This window comes from Stenotrophomonas sp. 14P6.2.3 (assembly GCF_057799055.1).
This window is the reverse complement of sequence record NZ_JBYOLA010000008.1, coordinates 116,533-138,194: the sequence shown is the minus strand read 5'-3', so window position 1 is coordinate 138,194 and position 21,662 is coordinate 116,533. Positions and strand designations below refer to the sequence as shown.

Below are 21,662 nucleotides of genomic sequence, written 5' to 3'. Positions count from 1 at the left end.
CATGTAGAGCCGAGCCAATGCTCGGCTCTTTTTGTTTGCGATCTGATGGATGTGGATCCACGGGAAAGATGATCGAGAGAACCGAGCGGAGCGACCCGCTGTTGCTTTTGATTTTCTTCTTTGTTTTCCGTGGTGGACGCACACGGAAACCGTCAGGGGTCGGGCGGTGTGGGCTCGCGGGGGTGTCCGCGCCATGGATGGCGCGGCCAAGCCTACAAGGACGTATTCACGGCGTCCCCCGCGAGCCCACCCCGCCCGACGCAAACACGGCTTGTGCTTCAAGCCACCACGAGGGGCGCAGCCGTTGGCCGCAAACTCCGGCACAATCACAGCAGTGAATCCCCCAACTGCAGTGAGCGTGCAATGCGTATCCTGATCCTCGGCGCCGGCGGTACCGGCGGTTACTTCGGTGGTCGCCTGGCCCAGGCGGGTGTGGACGTGACCTTCCTCGTGCGCCCTGCCCGCGCCGCGCAACTGGATCGCGATGGCCTGGTGCTGCGCAGCCCGGTGGGTGACGCCACGTTCCCGGTGCAGCATGTCACCGCAGATGCCCTGGCGACGCTGGCTGCAGACACGCCGTTCGATCTGGTGATCCTCAGCTGCAAGGCCTACGACCTGGACAGCTCGATCGATGCCATCGCACCGGCCGTGGGCGCGAGCACCACCGTGCTGCCGATCCTCAACGGCCTGCATCACTACAACGCGCTCGACGCGCGCTTCGGTCGCGAGGCAGTGCTCGGGGGGCTGTGCTTCATCAGTGCGACCAAGGCGCCCGATGGTGCCGTGCTGCACCTGGGCAAGCCGGCCAAGCTGACCTTCGGCGAACGCGATGGCGGTGCGGTCTCCGCGCGCGTGCAGGCATTCGCTGCAGCCTGCGCACAGGCGAATCTCGATCATCTGGCCAGCGAACACATCGGCCAGGAACAGTGGATCAAGTACACGTTCCTCACCGCGCTGGCGGCGGCTACCTGCCTGCTGCGTGCGGACATCGGCACCATCGTGGCCACCGACGACGGCGATGCCATCGTGCGCGGGCTCTACGATGAATGCCTGGCGGTGGCCGAAGCCGCGGATGAACCGGTGCCGCAGGCGGCGCAGGACACCGCGCGCGGTACCCTGACCCAGGCCGGTTCGGCGTTGAAGGCGTCGATGCTGCGCGACCTGGAAGCGGGCCAGCAGGTGGAAGCCGCGCAGATCGTCGGCGACATGCTGGCGCGTGCGCGCGCCGCGGGCCAGGAAGCGTTGCTGCTGCAGGTGGCCTACAGCAGCCTGCAGGCCTATCAGGCCCAGCGCGCGGCGTGACCCGATGAACCTGGCTGGCCCGTTGCCGAAGCGGGTACTGATCCTCGGCATGGGCTGGAGTGGGCGCGTGTTGGCTGCGCACCTTCAGGCCCTAGGCGTGCAGGTGGAAGGCACGGTGCGCGATCCGGCGTCAGCACCTGACGATGGCCTGCAGCGCCATCAGCTGCAGGCCGACGCTGCGCTCTCACCTGCCCTGCTCGCTGCCATCGCCCACACCGACGCGGTGCTGTGCAGCGTGCCACCCGATGCCGAGGGCGACCCGGCACTGCGACTGCTGCATGCCGCGCTGCGTGACAGCGTTTCCTTGCGTTGGCTTGGCTACCTGTCGTCGACCTCGGTCTATGGCGACCGTGACGGTGGCTGGATCGACGAGAGCAGCGTTGCCGATGCCACAGAACCCACGGGCATGCAGCGTCAACTCGCCGAAACGCAATGGCGTACGCTGGCGGATGCGCGCGGCATCGCCTCGGCGGTATTTCGCCTGCCGGGCCTCTATGGGCCCGGGCGCAATGCGCTGCTGCAGCTGTCCCAAGGCCGCGCGCGGCACGTGGTGCGGCCAGGGCTGGTGTTCAATCGCCTGCATGTCGAAGACCTGGCAACGGTGGTGATCGCCGCGATGCGACGCCCCACGGCCAATGCGCTGTATCTGCCGAGCGATGGCGAACCGGCGCCGTCGCAGGATGTACTGGCCTTCGCCGCACAGCTGGGCGGGTTCGCCATGCCACCCGCAGTGGCCTGGGATGATCCATCGCTCAGCGCGACATTGCGGCGCTTCTACCAGAGCAACAAGCGCATCGACAGCCGGGGCACGCGCGAGGCGCTGGACTGGACGCCGCAGTTTCCAACGTATCGGGAAGGGCTGACGGATCTTGCAGCTTCGCTCGCCGGGCATGGCCCGGCGCTACCGGATCCGGGCGTTCCCGGCTGACGGGTAGTGCCGGCCGCTGGCCGGCAGCACACTTTGATTGCCGGCCAACGGCCGGCACTACCGCCTGCTATCAGGCAGCGCCCGGCAGGCGGAAGAACGCACGCGTGGCAGCCGTGGCGTTTGCCGCCGTGGTCTGCACATCCTCGCCACGGTCCCGCGCCAGTTCTTCCACGATGTGCGACAGGAACACCGGTTCGTTGCGGCGGTCCTTCGGCATCGGCTTCAGGGTGCGCGGCAGCAGGTACGGTGCGTCGGTCTCGATCATCAACCGGTTGGCCGGAATGTTCTTCACCAGCTCGCGCAGGTGCCCACCACGACGCTCGTCGCACAGCCAGCCGGTGATGCCGATGTACCAGTCCTGGTCCAGGTAATCAAACAGCTCCTGCCGCTCGCCGGTGAAGCAGTGCACCACGGCCGGACCGATGTGGCCTTCGAAGTTCTTCATCTGCGCCATGAAATCGGCATGCGCATCGCGCTGGTGCAGGAACAAGGGCTTGCCATTGTCCGCAGCCAGCTGCAGCTGGCGTTCAAACGCGCGGTGCTGCGCCGGGCGCGGCGAGAAATCGCGGAAATAGTCCAGCCCACACTCGCCCACTGCGACAACTTCAGGGTGGGCATGCAGCGCACGCATCTCCGCATCGCACTCATCGGTGTACTCCACCGCGTGGTGCGGATGCACGCCGGCGGTGGCGTACAGGAAGCCGGGGTGCTGCTGCGCCAGCTGCAGGGCCAGCGGCGAATGCTCGCGACTGGCACCGGTGATGATCATCTGCACCACACCGGCCTGCCGAGCGCGGTCCAGCACGGCATCGCGGTCGCGGTCGAAGGAGTCGTGGGTCAGGTTGGCGCCGATATCGATCAGATGCATGAGGGCAGCAGGGACAGGAAAACCCGCGCATTGTACCCGTGCCCGCCATGGCCCCTTATCCTTTGCACATGAATGCCCCGCAATTCCCCATTTCCCCGCTGCTGCCGCAGATCCAGCAGCACCTGGCCGCACACCCGCGGCTGGTGCTGGAAGCCCCGCCCGGCGCCGGCAAGACCACCCAGGTGCCGTTGGCGCTGCTCGATGCGCCCTGGCTGCAGGGCCGCAGGATCATCCTGCTGGAACCGCGCCGGGTGGCTGCGCGCAGTGCCGCGATGTTCATGGCGCGCCAGCTCGGCGAGGAGGTCGGCGGCACCGTCGGCTACCGCATCCGCTTCGAGAACAAGGTATCGGCGCGCACCCGCATCGAGGTGGTCACCGAGGGCATCCTGACCCGGATGCTGCAGGACGACCCGATGCTGGAAACCGTCGGCGCGATCCTGTTCGATGAATTCCACGAGCGCCACCTCAGTGGCGATCTCGGCCTGGCGCTGGCCCTGGATGTGCAATCGCAGCTGCGCGACGACCTGCGTTTGCTGGTGATGTCGGCGACGCTGGACGGTGAGCGCCTGGCCCGCTTCCTCGATGCACCACGGTTGAGCAGCGAGGGCCGCAGCTATCCGGTGGCGATCAGCCACTTCCCGGCGCGGCGTGACGAGGCACTGGAGCTGCAGGTGCGGCGCGCGGTACAGCAGGCGCTGGCCGAGCACCCCGGCGACCTGCTGGTGTTCCTGCCCGGCCAGCGTGAGATCGCACGCGTGCAGGCCGGCCTGCAGGACAATCTTGATGGCGCTGCGGTGGACGTGCTGGCCCTGCACGGTGAACTGCCGGTGGAACAGCAGGCGCGCGTGCTGCAGGCCTCCAGCGACGGCCGCCGCCGCGTGGTGTTGGCCACCAACGTGGCCGAATCCTCGGTGACGCTGCCCGGCGTGCGTGTAGTCATCGACAGCGGTCAGGCACGCGAGCCACGCTACGACCCCAACAGTGGCTTCACCCGCCTGGACGTGGTGGCCATCGCGCAGGCCTCGGCCGACCAGCGCGCCGGCCGTGCCGGGCGTGTGGCCGAGGGCGTGGCCTGGCGGCTGTGGCCGCAGTCGCAACGGCTGGAGCCGCAGCGTCGCGCCGAGATCGACCAGGTTGAACTGGCCGGCCTTGCGCTGGAGCTGGCCGCCTGGGGCAGCAGTGACCTGCGCTTCCTCGACCCGCCACCGAGCGGGCCGATGGCCGCCGCACGCGAACTGCTGCAGCGCCTGGGTGCGTTGTCCAGCAGCGGCGCGATCACCGCACTCGGCCGTCGCGTGCTGGCGCTGGGCACCCATCCGCGGATGGCCGCGATGCTGCTGGCCGCACCCGATGCCCGCGCACAGGCCTTGGCCGCCGATCTTGCCGCATTGCTGGAAGCCCGCGACCCGTTGCGCCAAGGCGGTGATGCATTGGCCGCGCGCTGGCGTGCACTGGCGGCCTTCCGTAATGGCCGTGCGCCCGCCGATGCCAATCGCAGCGGCTTGGCCGCCATCGATGCCGCTGCCAAACAGTGGCGCCGTCGCCTGCGCTGTGAGGCCGCGCCACCGGCCAGCATCGAGGCGCACGAACTGGGCGACCTGCTGGCGCACGCCTTCCCCGACCGCATCGCCTTCCAGCATCCGAACGACCCGCTGCGTTACCTGCTGGCCAACGGCCGCAGCGCCCGCCTGCATGAACTGAGCGACCTGCGGGGCGAACCGTGGCTGGTGGCGAGCGAACTGCGTTTCGAGGCACGCGACGCGCTGCTGCTGCGCGCCGCACCGGTGGATGAAGGCTATCTGCGCAGGCGCTGGCCCGACCGCTTCGTGACCGAAGACGCGGTGCGCTGGGATGACACGCGCCGCGCCCTGGTCGCGCTGCGCGAAACACGCTTCGACCGCATCGTGATGGACAGCCGTTCGGCCGGCCGGGTTGATCCGCAGCTGGCGGCGCAGGCGCTGACTGACGCCGTTGCCGAGCTCGGCCTGCAGGCATTGCCATGGACCGAGGGTCTGCGCCAGTGGCAGGCGCGGGTGGAATCGCTGCGGCGCTGGATGCCCGAGCTGGGCCTGCCCGACTGCAGTGACGTCGCATTGCTGGCCAACCGTGCGCAATGGCTGCAGCCGGCATTCGCTGGCAGGACACGTCTGGATGCGCTGGACGAGGCCAGTTTCGGCGAAGCGCTGAAGTCGCCACTGGAATGGACGCAGCGGCAGCTGGTCGAGCGCCACGCGCCCACCCGGATCACCGTACCTTCAGGGCTGGAGCGGCCGATCACCTACGCGCTGGACGGCGAAAGCGGCGAGCCGCTGCCGCCCGTGCTGGCGGTGAAGCTGCAGGAGTTGTTCGGGCTGGCCGACACGCCGCGCATCGCCGATGGCCGGGTGCCGCTGACCCTGCACCTGCTGTCACCGGGCGGCCGGCCGTTGCAGGTCACCCAGGATCTGCGAAATTTCTGGGAGAACACCTACGCCGAGGTGAAGAAGGAGATGAAGGGCCGTTACCCGCGCCACCCCTGGCCGGACGATCCGTGGACGGCCACGGCGACCCACCGGGCCAAACCGCGCGGGACCTGAGTGGCGGGGTCGGATCCCTTTGCATGGCAAAGGGCTCTGACCCCAAGGATGCGCGCCGGGGTCAGAGCCCTTTCCCAACGGAAAGGGATCCGACCCCAGCCCGCCCGTTCCTGAATGGCTGCGTTAGAGTCACACCACGCGCCCGCCTGACTGACATACCGTTTACGGGCAACAGGCGACACTGGACTTCGACCCGAGGCAAGGACACCCCCGCATGAGCAAACTGACCGTAATCACCGACCGCGCCCTGGAGCGCGCCCTCGACCTGGCCCACACCGCGGGCGATGGCCTGAAGAGCGCTGGCGGCAGCCTGCGTCACCTCGGCCCGCAGGCCAGCGACTGGATCAAGACCGGCGCCGCGCTTGGCGCGGTGAAGACCGGCGGCAAGGTCGCCACCAAGTTCGCCCGCCGCAATCCGGCGGTGACCATCGCGGCGGCTGCCGTGGGCGTGGGCCTGCTGGGTTACGCGCTGTACCGCAAGCAGCAGAAGAAGAAGGCCGCCAATGGTCACGTCGTGAACGGCCAGGCCCAGCGCATCAATGCGCGCGACCGCCGCAACGACACCGTAGTCGATGAGCACAGCGATATCGGCAGCGACGCCTGATTGGCCGGGGTCGGATCCCTTCCGCAGGAAGGGCTCTGACCCCATGACGCTGCACGAGGGCCGGACGCCGCAAGGACTCCGGCCCTTTTTTGTTTCAGCCGATCTGCCGCCACTGCCCCGGCTGCAGGTCATCCAGCCGGTACGGCCCCATCGCAGCACGTACCAGGCGCAGCGTCGGCAGGTTCACCGCAGCCGTCATCCGCCGCACCTGACGGTTGCGTCCTTCGCGGATCGTGATCGCCAGCCAGCTGTCGGGCACCGTCTTGCGGAAGCGCACCGGTGGATCGCGGAGCCACAGCTCAGGCGCAGGGTCGAGGCGCTCGATTTTCGCCGGCAGCGTCAGCCCATCATTGAGCACCACGCCATCGCGCAGCTGCTGCAGCTGCTCGTCGCTGGGCGTGCCTTCCACCTGCACCCAGTAGAGCTTGTCCGCCTTGTGCTTCGGGTCGGTCAGCTTGTGCGCAAGCGTGCCGTTGTCGGTCAGCAGCAGCAGGCCTTCGCTGTCATGGTCGAGGCGGCCGGCAGCGTAGACGCGCGGCGGTAAACCAAAACCCGCGAGGGTCGGCCGCGGCGGCACGCTGCGGTCGGTGAACTGGCAGAGCACGTTGAACGGCTTGTTGAAGGCAATCAGCATTACGGGTACGGCAGGCGGCGGGTAAGGCATTGTCCCACGCCGCGCGTCGTGCAACCGACCTGTAGAGCCGAGCCAATGCTCGGCTCCTGTTGCGTTCCGTCGCGCTGTGCGCGATGAGCCGAGCATGGGCTCGGCTCTACAGCGGGGAATCCGTGCTGGCAGTACGACGTGCCGGCTTACGGCTTCACGAAACGCAGGGTCATGCGGTCGCTTTCACCGATGGCCTGGTACTTGGCGTCATCCGCCTTGTCATGCTGGTTGGTCGGCGGCAGGGTCCAGACGCCATTCGGATGGTCCTTGGTATCGCGCGGGTTGGCATTGACCTCGGTACGCGCATCCAGCTTGAAACCGGCGGCCTCGGCCATCGCGATCACCTGCTGCTGGCCCACATAACCGGTGTCGTCAGCGTCGGCCACGTCGGCCTTGGCGCGGTGCTCGACCACGCCGAGCACGCCGCCCGGCTTGAGCACGTTGAAGAAGCCCTGGAACATGCCCTGCGCCTGGCCGGCCTTGCGCCAGTTGTGCACGTTGCGGAACGTCAGCACCACATCAGCCGAGTTGGCTGCGCCGAACACCGGCTTGGCCGGGTCGTAGGCGACCACGGCGGTCTTGTCGAACTGTGCCGGTGCCGCGGCGTACTTCTTTTCCAGGCTGTCGCGGCTGCGCTGCTGGTAGTCGCGGCCGCGGCCTTCCGCCACGGCCTGCGGATCGACCACCGCAGCGATGTAATGGCCCTTGTCGCGCAGCAGCGGCGCCAGGATTTCCGAGTACCAGCCATTGCCGGGCGTGATCTCGATGACGGTCTTCTCCGGCGCCACGCCGAAGAAGCCCAGCGTCTGCGCAGGATGACGGAAACCGTCGCGCTTGACGTTGGCCGGGTCGCGGGTCGAGGCCTTCACCGCCGCATCGATCGCCGGCGACACCTGGATCTTTGCCGGTGCGACCGTGACCGGCGCAGCGAATGCGGGAACGGCGACCAGCAGCGCCGAGGCAAGCAGCACGCGGCAACCACGCAGGGATGAGGCAGCAATCATCGGGGCGACTCCAGCGGAAGATGCGGCGAGACTAGCAGCCGCCGCGCCGCAGGTGTTCACAAAACGTTAGCCGCGTGCGCGTCGCGGAACACAGTTTTGTGGTCAGCGCCGCAGCGCGGTCACACATCGCGCTCTATCCTGAAGGACTTTCCCCAAGGAGTCCGTGCCCATGACGGCAATCCGCGAACTGGGCCGTTCCGGCCTGCATGTAGCTCCGCTCGCCTTCGGTGGCAACGTATTCGGCTGGAGCGCCGATGAGAAGGCCAGCTTTGCGCTGCTGGATGCCTTCGTCGATGCCGGCTTCAACCTGGTCGACACCGCCGATGTGTATTCAGCGTGGGTGCCGGGCAACCAGGGTGGCGAGTCGGAGACCCTGCTCGGCAAGTGGTTCGCGCGCAGCGGCAAGCGCGACAAGGTGGTGCTGGCGACCAAGGTGGCCAAATGGGCCGAGCGGCCCGGCCTAACCCCGGACAACATCAATGCAGCGGTGGAGGATTCGCTGCGTCGCCTGCAGACCGATGTGATCGATCTGTACCAGGCCCACGAGGACGATGAATCCACGCCGCTGGAAGCCACCCTGGCTGCGTTCGGTCGCCTGATCGAGGCAGGCAAGGTGCGTGCGATCGGTGCGTCCAACTACAGCGCCACGCGTCTGGCCGAAGCACTGAAGGTGTCCACCGACTACAAGCTGCCGCGTTACGAAACCCTGCAGCCGGAGTACAACCTGTACGACCGCGCCGGCTACGAGAAGGAGCTGGAACCGCTGGTGCAGCGCGAGCAGATCGGCGTGATCAATTACTACGCACTGGCCAGTGGCTTCCTCAGTGGCAAGTACCGCACGCCGGACGATGCCGGCAAGAGCAGCGCGCGTGGCGCAACCGTGGTCAAGCGCTATCTGAACCCGCGCGGCCTGCGCATCCTGCAGGCGCTGGATGATGTGGCCAGCAAGCACAACGCCACTGCCGCGCAGATCGCGCTGGCCTGGCAGATTGCACGGCCGTCGATCACCGCACCGATTGTCAGCGCCACCAGCGTGGAACAGCTGCACGACCTGCTGGCGGCGGCGAACGTCGCGTTGAGCGTGCAGGACGTGGCGCAGCTGGATGCGGCCAGCGTGGAAGGTTGAGCAAGGACGGTGCCGACCAACGTCGGCACCGTTCAGTAGATCCACGCCACGCGTGGATGCAGCAGCTCAACGCGGCAGGCTGTCTTCGCCGACCAGCGCATGGTGCACGCCGATACCCGCACGCACCCCTTCGGCCATGGCCAGGGTGATGTTGCCGACCGTGGTCGCATCTCCGGCCGCATGGACGTTCGGCACCGAGGTCTGTTTCATCATGTCCACCTCGATCAGCACGCCCAGCGGACTTTCCACCAACGCGCAGCCCAGTTGCTGCACCAGCGGCGTGGCCATCGCCTGCCCGGCAGGCACGAACAGCGCACGCTGGGCGATGCGGCGGCCATCGGCCAGCTCGACCTCCAGCCATGTGGGCTGTTCGCCGTGCACGCCGACCACCGGCGTGGTTTCGATCTGCACGCCGCGCTGCTGCATGGCGGCCAGTTCCTCGTCGCTGATCGGCAAGCCCTGGCTGAAGAAGGTGACGTTGCCCCAATCGGCGAACAACGGCGCCTTGCCGGCCGACATCGGATGGCCGCCGAGCAGGCCGATCGAACCGCCACCCACTTCGTAACCATGGCAGTACGGGCAGTGCAGCACGGTGCTGCCCCAACGTTCGGCCATGCCGGGCAGTTCGGGCAGCTGGTCGGCGATGCCGGTGGCCAGCAGCAGCTTGCGCGCGGTCAGCATCTGGCCGTCGGCGGTATGCACCTCCACACCCTCGGCGCTGGCCGTGGCCCGCACCGCTTCGGCATTCAGCCAGCGCACGGTCGGGTAATCCAGCAACTGCTGGCGTGCGCTCTTCAGCAACTCGGCGCCACTGATGCCGTCCATGCCCAGTACGCCGTGCGAATGGCTGGCAAAGCGGTTGCGCGGTGAACCCGCGTCGATGATCGTGACCGGCCGACGCGCACGCGCCAGGATCAGTCCGGCGGCGATGCCGGCGTAGCTGCCGCCGACGATGAGGACATCAGGATTCATGGTGAGCTTCCAGGGAACGGTGATGGGCAAGATGGCGGGCGAAGTCGGCGCCAAGCTGGTCGAGGGTGGTTGCCTGCAGCCGCTGCTCGAGCAGGCGCTGCGCTTCGCGGGCGCTCTCCAGCAGGGCCTGGTTGACCAGCTGCTGGATCGGGCAGCCGCCCCGGCCTTCGCGGGTACCGACCTGGACCATCGGCGGCGCGCCGATGGCCTGGTAGACGTCGTGCAGGGTGATCGTCGCCGCATCGCGGGCGAGCTGGCTGCCGCCACCGTGGCCGCGCGTGCTGCGGACCAGTCCAGCCTTGTGCATCTGCGCCAGCAGGCGGCGGATCACCACCGGATGGGTCGGCAGGCAGGTGGCCAGCTGTTCGGAGGTTCGCGGCCCGGGCTGGCCGACCAGATGGGCCATCACGTGCAGGGCATCGGAGAGCGGATTCGCGGATTTCATGTAACTACGATAGTTACATTTAAACCAGCTGTCGAGGGTCTGCTTTCGTTCCATATGGACACATTTGTCCTATGAAACACATTCTTCACATCACTAAACAGAACGGGAATGTGACACGCATCGCACTTCAGAGACCTAAAGGATGGTCGATACCGCATCGCACCCCTTCCGAGATCTCGTCCCATGAAAGCCTCTTCCCATGCGCCGCGGCTGCAGTCGAAGCTGCTCGGCGCCGTTTCTGTTGGTCTGGCCGTTGTCCTGGTGTGTGCCCTCGCGGGCCTGGCATCTGCCTGGTTGAAGCTGTCCACCGAAGTCCCCCCGGAGGTCGCCCACAGCCGCGACGCCGAGCGCCTGCAGCGTGAGTTCCGCGGGCAGGTGCAGGAATGGAAGAACGTGCTGCTGCGCGGCCACGATGACGCGTTGCGCCAGCACCACCTGCAGGCCTTCGACAGCGAAGGCCGCCTCGTTGCCGAACTGGCCAAAGGCCTGGCCGCCAGCCCCGATGCGCGCACGCGTGAACTGGCTCAAGCGTTTTCCGGCCTGCATGCTCAATTGCAGCTGGATTACCACGCGGCACTGCAGGCCTTCGCTGCAGCCGACTACGATCCTGCGGCCGGCGATTCACTGGTGCGTGGCAAAGACCGACCGGTGGCGACCGCGCTGGATGCGCTGGGTACGCAGGCCACCCAGGTGGCCGAAGCCGCGGTGACCGCGCGTTCGCAGCAGGCACGGCAGACGCTGCTGCTGTGCGCCGCGCTGACCATTGGTGCGGCCGTGCTGCTGTTGATCGGCCTCGGCTGGTGGCTGCGGCGTGCCGTAGTGCAGCCGGTGCTGGCCGTGGAAGCGGCCGCGCGTGCGGTCGCTGCCGGCGATCTCGACTACCACGTGCAGGTGCGCAGCCGCGACGAGATCGGCCGCCTGGCGCAGGCGATGCAGGCCGTGCAGAGCACCGTGCGCGGCGTGCTCGACGCGCAGACTGCGATGGCCAAGGCACACGACGCCGGCACGATCAGCCACCGCATGGACAGCAGCGCCTTCCCCGGTGCCTACGGCACGATGGTGGCCGACACCAACACCCTGGTCGATGCGCACATCCAGGTGAAGATGCGCGCGATCGCGATCATGGGCCGCTATGCGGTGGGCGACCTCAGCCTGGACATGGAGCGTCTGCCGGGCGAAAAGGCGGTGATCACCCAGGCACTGGATGCGGTCAAATCCAACCTCGGCGCGATCAACAGCGAGATTCGTCACCTGGCCGAAGCCGCTGCCGCAGGCGACTTCAGCCAGCGCGGCGACAGCGCGCGCTTCGAGCATGATTTCCGCGCGATGGTCGATGGCCTGAACCGGTTGATGCAGACCACCGAACACAACCTCGGCGACGTCTCGACGATGCTGCGTGCCATTGCCGATGGTCGCCTGGGGGCACGCATGCACGGCGATTTCCAGGGCGTGTTCGCCCGCATTGCCGGCGATGCCAACACCACGGCGGCACAGCTGGCCACGATCGTCACCGACATCAAGCACGCCTCGGGCAACATCCACACCGCCGCCGCCGAGATTGCCGCGGGCAACAACGACCTGTCGCATCGCACCGAACAGCAGGCGGCGAACCTGGAAGAAACCGCTGCGTCGATGGAAGAACTGACCTCCACCGTGCGCCAGAACGCCGAGCATGCACGGCAGGCGAACCAGCTGGCGATCGGTGCACACAGCGTGGCCTCGCATGGCGGTGAAGTGGTCGGCCAGGTCGTGGCGACGATGGATGCGATCGAAGGCTCGTCGCGGCAGATCGCCGATATCATCAGCGTGATCGACGGCATCGCATTCCAGACCAACATCCTGGCGTTGAATGCGGCGGTGGAAGCGGCGCGTGCCGGCGAGCAGGGCCGCGGCTTCGCGGTGGTCGCCAGTGAAGTGCGCACGCTCGCGCAGCGGTCGGCGGCAGCGGCCAAGGAAATCAAATCGCTGATCGAGGCATCGGTGGAACAGGTGGGCCACGGTGCGCAGCGTGTGCGCCAGGCCGGCGACACCATGGCTGAGATCGTCGCTTCTGTGCAGCGCGTGACCGACATCATGGCCGAGATTTCGGCTGCTTCGCAGGAGCAGTCGGCCGGCATCGAGCAGGTCAGCCAGACCATCATCCAGATGGATGGCACCACCCAGCAGAATGCCGCGCTGGTGGAAGAAGCGAGTGCGGCGGCGCGCAGCCTGGAGCAGCAGGCGAACCGGTTGATCGACTCGGTGGATGTGTTCGATCTGTCGACCACGTCGACGGCAAAGGGTGTGCTGGCGCACGCGGCCTGAGTGTGTCGTGTGCCGGCCAGCGGCCGGCACTACCGGTAGTGCCGGCCGCTGGCCGGCAACCCACACAATGCATCAGCGCAGGTAATCCGATGCGGCCATCGCTTCACCCAGGTAATCCAGGAACGAGCTGATCCGCGCCGATACGGCCGTGTTGCGGTAGTACACCGCGTGGATCGGCTGGTACACATCCAGCGTCTGTGCGGCCAGCACCGGCACCAGCGTGCCGGCCGCGCGATCGCGTTCAGTCACGAAGTCGGACAGGCAAGTTATGCCCACGCCCTCCACCGCCAGCGTGCGCAGCGTCTCGCCGCTGGATACCGCGATATCCGGGCGCACCAGCAACTGCCCGTCGGCATCGCCCGGCAGCGGCCAGCGGTTCAGCGATTCCGGTTCGTTGAAGCTGAGCAGCGTGTGCTGGCCCAGCGCCGCCACGCTGGCCGGCTCGCCGTGCGCGGCGAGATAGCCCGGGCTGGCCAGCACCTGCAGCCGGCAGCGCCCCAGCGGCCGTGCATGCAGGGTGGAATCAGCCAGCGGGCCGATGCGGATCGCCAGGTCGGTACGCCGTTCCAGCAGGTCGATGTAGCGCTCGGAACTGTTCAACTCCAGCTGCACGTCCGGATAGCGCGCGCGGTAGCCAGCCACCAGCGGCGCGATCACGTGCAGCACGAACGGCATCGCCGCATCCACCCGCAGTCGGCCAGCCGGGCGCTCGCGGCGCGCGGCCATCTGTTCCTCGGCCGATTCCACTGCATCGATGATCGCGCGCGCATGACGCAGGTAGGCCTCGCCCTCGGCGGTCAGGTGCAAGCGGCGGGTGGTACGGGTCAGCAGGGTGGTGCCCAGCTTGTCCTCCAGCCGGCCCAGCGCGCGGCTCACGCCTGAAGGCGTCTGCCCCAGCTGCTCGGCAGCGGCGCTGATCGAACCGCTGTCGATCACCGCCAGGAAGGCCTGCATTTCGTCGAGGGTGGTTTTCATGACGCCATTATTGACCATCAGGCAAGAGTGATTGGCGTGAAGACCGGTTTTTCGGCAAAGGTCGGCCGCGCACACTGCGCCCCTTCCTTCGCTCTGGACACTGTCATGATCCGTGGCATTCCGCTCGCCCTGCTGGCGCTGACCCTCGGCGCCTTCGCCATCGGCACCACCGAGTTCGTCATCGTCGGCCTGATCCCGACCATCGCCGCCGACCTGCAGGTCAGCCTGCCGTCGGCCGGCCTGCTGGTCTCCCTGTATGCCCTCGGCGTGGCCGTCGGCGCACCGGTGCTGACCGCACTCACCGGCCGTGTGCCGCGCAAGACCCTGCTGGTCGCGCTGATGGTGCTGTTCACCCTCGGCAACGTCATCGCGTGGATGGCACCGGGTTACACCTCGCTGATCGTCGCCCGCATCCTCACCGGCCTGGCCCACGGCGTGTTCTTCTCGATCGGCTCGATCATCGCCACCGCCGTGGTGCCGAAGGAGAAGGCCGCCAGCGCGATCGCCATCATGTTCACCGGCCTGACCGTGGCACTGGTAACCGGCGTACCGCTGGGTACCTTCATCGGCCAGCACCTGGGCTGGCGCGCCACGTTCCTGGCGGTGGCCGGGCTGGGCGTGATCGCGCTGCTGGGCGCCCTGCTGTTCGTACCGCGCGGCCTGGCGCAGAGCGCGCCGGCCACCTTCCGCCAGCAGCTGGGCGTGCTTGCGCAGCCGCGCCTGCTGATGGTCTACGCCATCACCGCACTCGGTTACGGCGGCACCTTCCTGTCCTTCACCTACCTGACGCCGATCCTGCAGGACGTCACCGGCTTCTCGGCCAACGCGGTCAGCCTGGTACTGCTGGTGTATGGCGTGTCGGTGGCGTTCGGCAACCTGTGGGGCGGCCGCATGGCCGACCGCATGGGCCCGGTGCCCGCGTTGAAGCGCATCTTCGCGCTGCTGGCCGTGGTGCTGCTGGCGATGACCTTCACCGCCCACAACACCTGGTTGATGCTGCTGACCGTACTGGCACTGGGCGCGGTGGCATTCGGCAACGTGCCCGGCCTGCAGGTGTATGTGGTCAAGCAGGCACAGCGCTACGCACCGCAGGCCACCGATGTTGCCTCAGGCCTGAACATCGCCGCCTTCAACATCGGCATCGCGCTGGGTGCGTCGCTGGGCGGCCTGGTGGTCGAGCACATCGGCCTGATGCACACGCCGTGGCTGGGCGCGTTGGTGGTGGTCGGCGCGTATGGCCTGACCGTGCTGAGTGGCCGTCTGGACCGTCGCGACGGCATCGATGATCGCGCCGACGGCATCACGGTGGCGGCGCATTGATGAGCGCAATGCACCGTTGCCGGCATGCACACGGCCCCTGCCCTACCCTTTGCAATCACCTCCTTCCCCCGCTTTGGAGTTCCCCATGACTGTCCCCGCTTTCGGCCTTGGCACCTTCCGCCTGAAAGACCAGACCGTGATCGACTCGGTGCGCAACGCACTGGACGTCGGCTACCGCGCCATCGACACCGCGCAGATCTACGGCAACGAAGCCGAGGTCGGCCAGGCCATCGCCGAGTCCGGCGTGCCGCGTGACGAGATCTACCTGACCACCAAGGTGTGGATCACCGAGTTCAATCGCGATGCGCTGCTGGCAAGCCTGCGCACCAGCCTGGAAAAGCTGCGCACCGATTATGTCGACCTGGCGTTGATCCACTGGCCGTCGCCGAACGACAAGGTCGACACGCCGATGGAGGAGTACCTGACCGCGCTGGCTGAAGCCAAGGCACAGGGGCTGACCCGCGAGATCGGCATCTCCAACTTCACCATCGCCCAGACCCGCAAGGCGATTGAAATCCTCGGTGCCGATGCGATCGCCACCAACCAGGTCGAGATCCATCCGTACCTGCAGAACCGCCTGCTGGTGAAGTTCCTGCAGGACAACGGCATCCGCGTCACCGCGTACATGAGCCTGGCCTATGGCGAGGTGATCAAGGACCCGGTGATCCAGGCCATCGCCGGCCGCCACCAGGCCAGCCCGGCGCAGATAGCGCTGGCGTGGGCGCTGCAGCAGGACTACGCGGTCATTCCGTCGTCGACCAAGCGTGAGAACCTGGCCAGCAACCTGGAAGCGGCAGCGATCCGCCTGACCGAGGACGACATGGCGCAGATCGCCAAGCTGGACCGCGGCCATCGCCTGGCAAATCCGGAAGGCATTGCGCCGGCCTGGGATTGAGCAAAAGCCGCCGGGCATGGCCCGGCGCTACCGGTAGGTGCCGACCTTGGTCGGCGCTTTCCTCTGATCGATTGATGAAACACCGTGCCGACCAAGGTCGGCACCTACCAGAAGCGTGGATTCAATCCTCGCCTTGCAACAGCCACGCCCGCATCGCTGCACTCACCTCTTCCGGCTTTTCCATCGGCGCGAGGTGCCCACAATCGGGCACCACCACCAGCTGCGAATGCGGCACCAGCGCGTGTATCTCTTCGCTCACCGCCAAGGGCGTGATGCGGTCGTTCGCACCACAGACGATCAGCAACGGATCGCGGTAGCCGGCCAGCACGTCGTGGCCGTCACTCCGTTCCAGTGCGCTCTGCCGCAGGAATACCTCCGCACCCAACCGCGCGGTCATGTCGCGCACGCGCTGCACCAGCACGTAGTCGTCCAGCCGCGAGGCATCGATGTAGCTGCGCATCAGCACATCGCCGAAGCCATGGAATTTCCCCGGCAGGCGCACGCTGGCGCGCTGGCTGCGGCGTTGTTCGGCACGTTCCGGGGAGTCGGCATGGATCGAGGTGTCGATCAGGGCCAGTTGCAGCACGCGCTCCGGCGCGGTGCGCAGGATCTGCTGGGCGACGAAGCCACCCAGTGAGAAACCGGCCAGCGCGAATCGCGGGGGCGCCTGCGCCAGCACGTCCTCGACCACCGCCTGCAGGGTCTCGCCCCGGGTCTGGTCGCCCACGGTGCAGTCGGCGATATCGGCCAGGTCGGCCAGCTGCGCGCGCCAGAGTTCGGCATCGTTGAGCAGGCCGGGGAGGAGGAGCAGGGGAATACGGTCGGTCATGGCGGTATTGTGGCGCCTTCAAACCCACAAGACGACCAGACACCCATGGCCGATCCCTACAACAGCGGCACTCCCACCACCTCCGCAGCGCGCTTCGACGATTCGATGGTGACCACTGCCTTCGAGCTGCCCGGCTACCGCATCGCGCGCAACCTGGGCGTGGTGCGCGGCATCACCGTGCGCTCGCGCTCGATCGTCGGCAACTTCCTCGGTGGTATCCAGACGATTTTCGGCGGCAACATCACCATCTACACCGAACTGTGCGAGCAGGCGCGCGAGGAAACCTACCGCGATATGGTCAAGCACGCGCGGCAGCTGGGTGCCAACGCGGTCATCGGCATGCGCTACGACGCCACCGACGTGATGACCGGGCTGACCGAAGTGCTGTGCTATGGCACGGCGGTGGTGGTCGAGCCGCTGCGTTGAATCCGGCGTTCCGCCGGGCATGGCATCAAGTGCAGCCGAGCGTGGGCTCGGCTCTACAGCAGAGGCGCAGCGACTTCCACCTGCTGCACCGGCAACGTCACCATCATCACCGTCGGGTCGTCCGGATCCAGCCGGGTCTTGAAGCCCAGGCTCTGGCACATCGCCAGCATGGTGCTGTTCTCGCGCAGCACCTGCCCTTCCACCACGTCCAGGCCCAGCCATTTGGCGTACTCGATCATGATCGCCATCAGCCGCCAGCCGATACCGTGCCCCTTCAGGTCCGAACGGATCAGGATGCCGTACTCGCCGCGGTGGTAGTCCGCATCGGCATGCAGTCGTACCGCACCGAGCATCTCGCCGGTGCGCGGCTCAATAGCCACCAAGGCGATCGAGCGCGCGTAGTCCAGCTGGGTCAGGCGGGCGATGAACTCGTGGCTGAAGTGCTTGACCGACTGGAAGAAGCGCAGGCGCAGATCCTCATCGCTGACGCGCGCGAAGAACGCGCGGAACAACGCGTCATCTTCCGGCCGCACCGGGCGTACGAAGGCGCGACCGCCATCGGACAGTTCGATGGTGCGCTCCCATTCCTTCGGATACGGGAACACGGCGAAGCGTGGATGGCCACGCCCTTTGTGCAGGATGCGCGACGGCGCAACCGCCACGCGCGCGTCCAGCGCCAGGATGCCCTTGCTGTCGACCAGCAGCGGATTGATGTCCAGCGTGCGCACTTCGGGAATATCTGCTGCCAGCTGCGCCAGCTTGACCAGCGCCAGCGCCAGTGCGCGCTCGTCGGCCGCTGGCACATCGCCGTAGGCCTTGAGGATGCGCGAGGCGCGGGTCTGGCCGATCAGCTCGTGGGCCAGACGCAGGTCCAGCGGCGGCAGTGCCAGTGCCTTGTCGTTGATCACTTCCACCGCCGTGCCACCACGACCGACCACGATCACCGGGCCGAACGTGGCGTCGTCGGCGATGCCGACGATGAGCTCGCGCGCCTTCGGGCGGACGATGGTCGGCTGCACCAGCAGGCCGTCGATACGCGCGTCCGGACGTAGCTGTCGCGCACGGGCAAGGATTGCCTTGGCCGCGCTCTGCACCGCAGGCAACGTCGCCAGGTTCAGGCGCACGCCATCCACTTCGGATTTGTGCGGAATATCGGGAGACAGGATCTTCAGCGCGACAGTCGCACCACGCTCCAACAGCGGTTGCGCCAGGTCCATCGCCTCGTGCGCATCACGTGCGTGCATCACCGGTGCAGAGGGGATGCCGTAGGCCTTCAGCAGTTCATGGGTGGCCAGTGGATCCAGCCAGCCTTGACCGTTGGCCAGCGCGGCCTCGACCAGCGCACGTGCACGCACGGTATCCACGCTGAAGTCCTGCGGCAGGCTGGGCGGCGTTTCCATCAACGCGTTCTGTGCTTCGCGGTAACGCACCAGATGCTGGAAACCGCGCACGGCCTCGGCTTCGGTGGGATAGGTTGGCACGCGTGCCGCGTTGAGGGTGGCGGTGGCCTGGTCGTCGTTGCCCAGCCACACCGCGAATACCGGCTTGTCGCGGTGATGGCGCGGGCGCAGGCCGAGCGTGCGGGTCAACGCCTGCGCGGCGTCGGCCGAGGAGGTGAACGCCGTGGGCACGTTGACCACCAGCACCGCATCGTTCTCGTTGTCGGCCAGCAGCGCCTCGATGGCCGTGGCATAGCGATCACCATCGGCGTCGACCACGATGTCGACCGGGTTGCTGCGCGACCAGCCCTGCGGCAGTACCGCATCGAGCTTCTGCACGGTGCTGTCGGACAGTTGCGCCAACGTGCCATGCAGGGCGATCAGCTGGTCCACCGCCAGGTGGCCGACACCGCCGCCGTTGCTGAGGATGGCCAGGCGACGCCCGGGGAAGGTCCCCAGGCGGCCCAACGATTCGGCCGCGGTGAACAGTTCGTCCAGCGCGCTCACCCGCAGCAGGCCGGCACGGTTGAATGCCGCGCCGTAGACATCATCGGCGCGCGCCAGTGCCTGCACGTGGGTATCGGCGCTGCCCGGCTGCACCCGTTCGGCGCGGCCGGACTTCACCACCACTACCGGCTTGGCACGCGCCGCGGCACGTGCGGCCGACATGAACTTGCGGGCGTCCTTGATCTGCTCGACGTAGAGCAGGATGGCGCGCGTGCGGTAGTCGGTGGCGAAATAATCCAGCAGGTCGCCGAAGTCCACGTCCATGGTGTCGCCCAGCGAGACCACGGCGGAGAACCCCACCGAACGTGCCACGCCCCACTCCACCAGGGCGGCGGCGATCGCCGAGGATTCGGAGATCAGCGCGAGGTCGCCGGCCTGCGGGAAATGCGCGGCGATACTGGCATTGAGCCGTGCATGCGGTGCGATCACACCCAGGCAGTGCGGGCCGAGGATGCGCAGGCCATGCGCGCGCGCGGCGGCCTCCACCTGTGCCCACGGCGAGCCTGGGCCCTCACCCAGATGCGCAGTGAGGATGATCGCGGCCTGCACGCCACGTTCGGCAGCGGTGCGTACCACCTGCGGCACGATCGCCGCCGGCGCGGTGATCACCACCAGTTCCGGCACCCAGTCCAGGTCCTTCAACCGCTTTACCGTGCGGATGCCATCGATCTCGGCGTGGCGCGGGTTGATCCATGCCACCTTGCCGGGGAAGCCGGTGCCACGCAGGTTGCGCATCACTGCGCGGCCGGCCGAGCGCTCACGCGGGCTGCCGCCGATCACCGCGACCGACTGCGGACGGAACACGGACTGCAGGTGGTAGGTACTCATGTGCCTACGGTACACGGACCGGCGCTGCGGCGGCATGATCGTGCGCAGGAACCTGGCATCGCATCCACGCATGGCGTGGATCTACTACGGCGGCCAGGACCAGTAGATCCACGCCATGCGTGGATGACGCCCCCCTTACAGTAGATCCACGCCATGCGTGGATGACGCCCCCGTTACAGCAGGGTGCCGTGCAGAATCATCGCGGCGATGCTGAAATAGATCACCAGGCCGGTCACATCCACCAGGGTGGCGACGAACGGGGCCGAGGCGCTGGCCGGGTCGAAGCCCAGCCGCTTGAGGATGAAGGGCAGCATCGACCCGGACAGCGAGCCGAAGGTAACGATGCCCACCAGCGCGGCGCCGATGGTGATCGCCAGCAGGATCCAGTGCTCGCCGTAGTCATGGAATCCGCCGAGCTGCCAGATCACGATGCGTACGATGGCCAGGCAACCGAGGATGGCGCCGAGCACCATGCCGGTGGGCACTTCGCGCAGGGCCACCTTCCACCAGTCGCGCAGGCGCAGCTCGCGCAGGGCCAGGCTGCGGATCAGCAGCGAAGTGGCCTGCGAACCGGAATTGCCGCCCGAGCTCATGATCAACGGAATGAACAGGGTCAGCACCACCGCGCGCGCCAGTTCGTCTTCGTAGTGCTGCATCGCGCTGGCGGTCAGCATCTCGCCCACGAACAGCACGCTCAGCCAGCCGGCACGCTTGCGCAGCATCTCGAAGAAGCCGATCTGCATGTACGGCTTGTCCAGCGCTTCCATGCCGCCGAACTTGTGCGCGTCTTCGGTGGACTCTTCGATCAGCGCATCGAGGATGTCATCGACGGTGACGATACCCAGCATGTGCTGCTGCGCGTCCACCACCGGAATCGCCAGCAGATCGTGGCGGCGGATCAGCCGTGCCACGTCTTCCTGATCCATCTGCGCATCCACCATCACCGGTGGATTGACCTGGGCCACGTCCAGGATCGATTCCTCCGGCAGACCGGTGATCAGCCGCCGCATGGTCACCACCTGCTGCAGCCGCTGGTTGGCCGGGTCGAGGACGTAGATCGCGTACACGGTCTCGCGCGTGCGCTCGACCTGGCGGATGTGCTGCAGGGTCTGGGCCACGGTCCAGGTGGCGGGCACGGCGACGAACTCGGTGGTCATCAGCGCGCCGGCGGTATTCGGCGGGTAGCTCAGCAGCTTCTGGATGGTCTGCCGGGCTTCGTTGCCCAGCAGCGGAATCAGCCGCGCGCGTTCTTCTTCATCCAGCTCGTGGACAATGTCGGTGGCACGGTCGTCGGCCATCAACCCCAGCAGCGCGGCGGCGCGTGCCGGCGGCAGCGCGGCAACCAGTTCGCCGCTGCGGTGCAGCTCCGGCGCCTCCAGCATCTTCACTGCACGCGGCAACGACAGCGCGGCCAGCGTCTCGGCGGCGCGCTGCAGTTCGAGCGTGTTGAGGAATTCCACCGCGTCGGCGGTGTTGTAGTTCGCCAGCGGTGCCGACAATGCTGCGGCATCGGCCACCGGACGCAGCAATTGCTTCTGGTTCATGGTGATTCGCCTTCATGGGGTGCGACATCGCGCAACGCCAACGCAGGCAAACCGTCCCGATGTCAGGCGGTGGCCATCGCTGGCGTCGACCGAGGTCGACTTCTAC

At 67.3% G+C, this 21,662-nt stretch carries 18 protein-coding genes; 9 read left to right on the top strand and 9 right to left on the bottom strand.

The annotated features are described in order from the left end of the window. Positions 1-363: 363 nt before the first annotated feature. Both panE and AC27VL_RS08965 read left to right on the top strand, forming a co-directional pair. A complete protein-coding gene (gene panE, locus AC27VL_RS08970; RefSeq protein WP_488766074.1) occupies positions 364-1,302 on the top strand; it encodes a 2-dehydropantoate 2-reductase in 939 nt (312 codons plus the stop codon). 4 nt (positions 1,303-1,306) lie between these two features. Further along, positions 1,307-2,230 carry an NAD-dependent epimerase/dehydratase family protein gene (locus AC27VL_RS08965; RefSeq protein ID WP_488766073.1) on the top strand — a complete coding sequence of 308 codons (924 nt, stop codon included), beginning with the start codon at positions 1,307-1,309 and terminating at the stop codon, positions 2,228-2,230. 70 nt (positions 2,231-2,300) lie between these two features. Here the strand turns inward: AC27VL_RS08965 and AC27VL_RS08960 are convergent, their stop codons facing one another. Next, positions 2,301-3,098, bottom strand: a complete 798-nt coding sequence (locus AC27VL_RS08960; protein WP_488766072.1) for a TatD family hydrolase — start codon at positions 3,096-3,098, stop codon at positions 2,301-2,303. Between the two features lie 68 nt (positions 3,099-3,166). Between AC27VL_RS08960 and hrpB the strand changes: the two genes are divergently transcribed. After that, the gene (gene hrpB, locus AC27VL_RS08955) at positions 3,167-5,674 is read left to right on the top strand and encodes an ATP-dependent helicase HrpB (RefSeq protein ID WP_488766071.1); all 2,508 of its coding nucleotides are present in this window, start codon (positions 3,167-3,169) and stop codon (positions 5,672-5,674) included. 214 nt (positions 5,675-5,888) lie between these two features. After that, a complete protein-coding gene (locus tag AC27VL_RS08950; protein WP_025877588.1) occupies positions 5,889-6,278 on the top strand; it encodes a hypothetical protein in 390 nt (129 codons plus the stop codon). 94 nt (positions 6,279-6,372) lie between these two features. On the opposite strand, the gene AC27VL_RS08945 is transcribed toward AC27VL_RS08950, so the two are convergent. Next, entirely contained in the window at positions 6,373-6,912 is a 540-nt protein-coding gene (locus AC27VL_RS08945) for a pseudouridine synthase (protein ID WP_100553967.1), read from the bottom strand. A gap of 176 nt (positions 6,913-7,088) precedes the next feature. After that, a complete protein-coding gene (locus tag AC27VL_RS08940) occupies positions 7,089-7,946 on the bottom strand; it encodes a class I SAM-dependent methyltransferase (RefSeq protein ID WP_488766070.1) in 858 nt (285 codons plus the stop codon). Between the two features lie 169 nt (positions 7,947-8,115). On the opposite strand from AC27VL_RS08940, the gene AC27VL_RS08935 reads away from it, so the two are divergent. Then, positions 8,116-9,072, top strand: coding sequence for an aldo/keto reductase (locus tag AC27VL_RS08935; protein ID WP_099819859.1), 957 nt, complete (start codon positions 8,116-8,118; stop codon positions 9,070-9,072). Positions 9,073-9,138: 66 nt separating this feature from the next. Here the strand turns inward: AC27VL_RS08935 and AC27VL_RS08930 are convergent, their stop codons facing one another. Next, positions 9,139-10,044 carry an NAD(P)/FAD-dependent oxidoreductase gene (locus tag AC27VL_RS08930; protein WP_100553969.1) on the bottom strand — a complete coding sequence of 302 codons (906 nt, stop codon included), beginning with the start codon at positions 10,042-10,044 and terminating at the stop codon, positions 9,139-9,141. Then, the gene (locus AC27VL_RS08925; protein WP_100553970.1) at positions 10,034-10,489 is read right to left on the bottom strand and encodes an Rrf2 family transcriptional regulator; all 456 of its coding nucleotides are present in this window, start codon (positions 10,487-10,489) and stop codon (positions 10,034-10,036) included. The genes AC27VL_RS08930 and AC27VL_RS08925 overlap by 11 nt, the downstream gene beginning before the upstream one ends. Before the next feature lie 183 nt (positions 10,490-10,672). Here AC27VL_RS08925 and AC27VL_RS08920 point away from each other — a divergent pair, with 183 nt between their 5' ends. Next, entirely contained in the window at positions 10,673-12,793 is a 2,121-nt protein-coding gene (locus AC27VL_RS08920) for a methyl-accepting chemotaxis protein (RefSeq protein ID WP_488766069.1), read from the top strand. Positions 12,794-12,865: 72 nt separating this feature from the next. On the opposite strand, the gene AC27VL_RS08915 is transcribed toward AC27VL_RS08920, so the two are convergent. After that, a complete protein-coding gene (locus AC27VL_RS08915; protein ID WP_100462033.1) occupies positions 12,866-13,768 on the bottom strand; it encodes a LysR family transcriptional regulator in 903 nt (300 codons plus the stop codon). A 105-nt stretch (positions 13,769-13,873) separates the two neighbouring features. Between AC27VL_RS08915 and AC27VL_RS08910 the strand changes: the two genes are divergently transcribed. Continuing rightward, positions 13,874-15,088: an MFS transporter gene (locus AC27VL_RS08910; protein WP_100553972.1), complete on the top strand. Its 1,215-nt coding sequence runs from the start codon at positions 13,874-13,876 to the stop codon at positions 15,086-15,088. An 85-nt stretch (positions 15,089-15,173) separates the two neighbouring features. Continuing rightward, complete coding sequence (gene dkgB / locus AC27VL_RS08905) at positions 15,174-15,983, top strand: 2,5-didehydrogluconate reductase DkgB (protein WP_488766068.1); 810 nt, start codon at positions 15,174-15,176, stop codon at positions 15,981-15,983. A gap of 121 nt (positions 15,984-16,104) precedes the next feature. On the opposite strand, the gene AC27VL_RS08900 is transcribed toward dkgB, so the two are convergent. Then, a complete protein-coding gene (locus AC27VL_RS08900) occupies positions 16,105-16,812 on the bottom strand; it encodes an alpha/beta fold hydrolase (protein WP_488766067.1) in 708 nt (235 codons plus the stop codon). Positions 16,813-16,857: 45 nt separating this feature from the next. On the opposite strand from AC27VL_RS08900, the gene AC27VL_RS08895 reads away from it, so the two are divergent. Continuing rightward, positions 16,858-17,238, top strand: a complete 381-nt coding sequence (locus tag AC27VL_RS08895) for a YbjQ family protein (protein ID WP_089237720.1) — start codon at positions 16,858-16,860, stop codon at positions 17,236-17,238. A 53-nt stretch (positions 17,239-17,291) separates the two neighbouring features. On the opposite strand, the gene AC27VL_RS08890 is transcribed toward AC27VL_RS08895, so the two are convergent. Both AC27VL_RS08890 and mgtE read right to left on the bottom strand, forming a co-directional pair. Continuing rightward, entirely contained in the window at positions 17,292-20,012 is a 2,721-nt protein-coding gene (locus tag AC27VL_RS08890) for a bifunctional acetate--CoA ligase family protein/GNAT family N-acetyltransferase (protein WP_265951654.1), read from the bottom strand. Between the two features lie 173 nt (positions 20,013-20,185). After that, complete coding sequence (gene mgtE / locus AC27VL_RS08885) at positions 20,186-21,556, bottom strand: magnesium transporter (protein ID WP_100553978.1); 1,371 nt, start codon at positions 21,554-21,556, stop codon at positions 20,186-20,188. Positions 21,557-21,662: the final 106 nt, after the last annotated feature.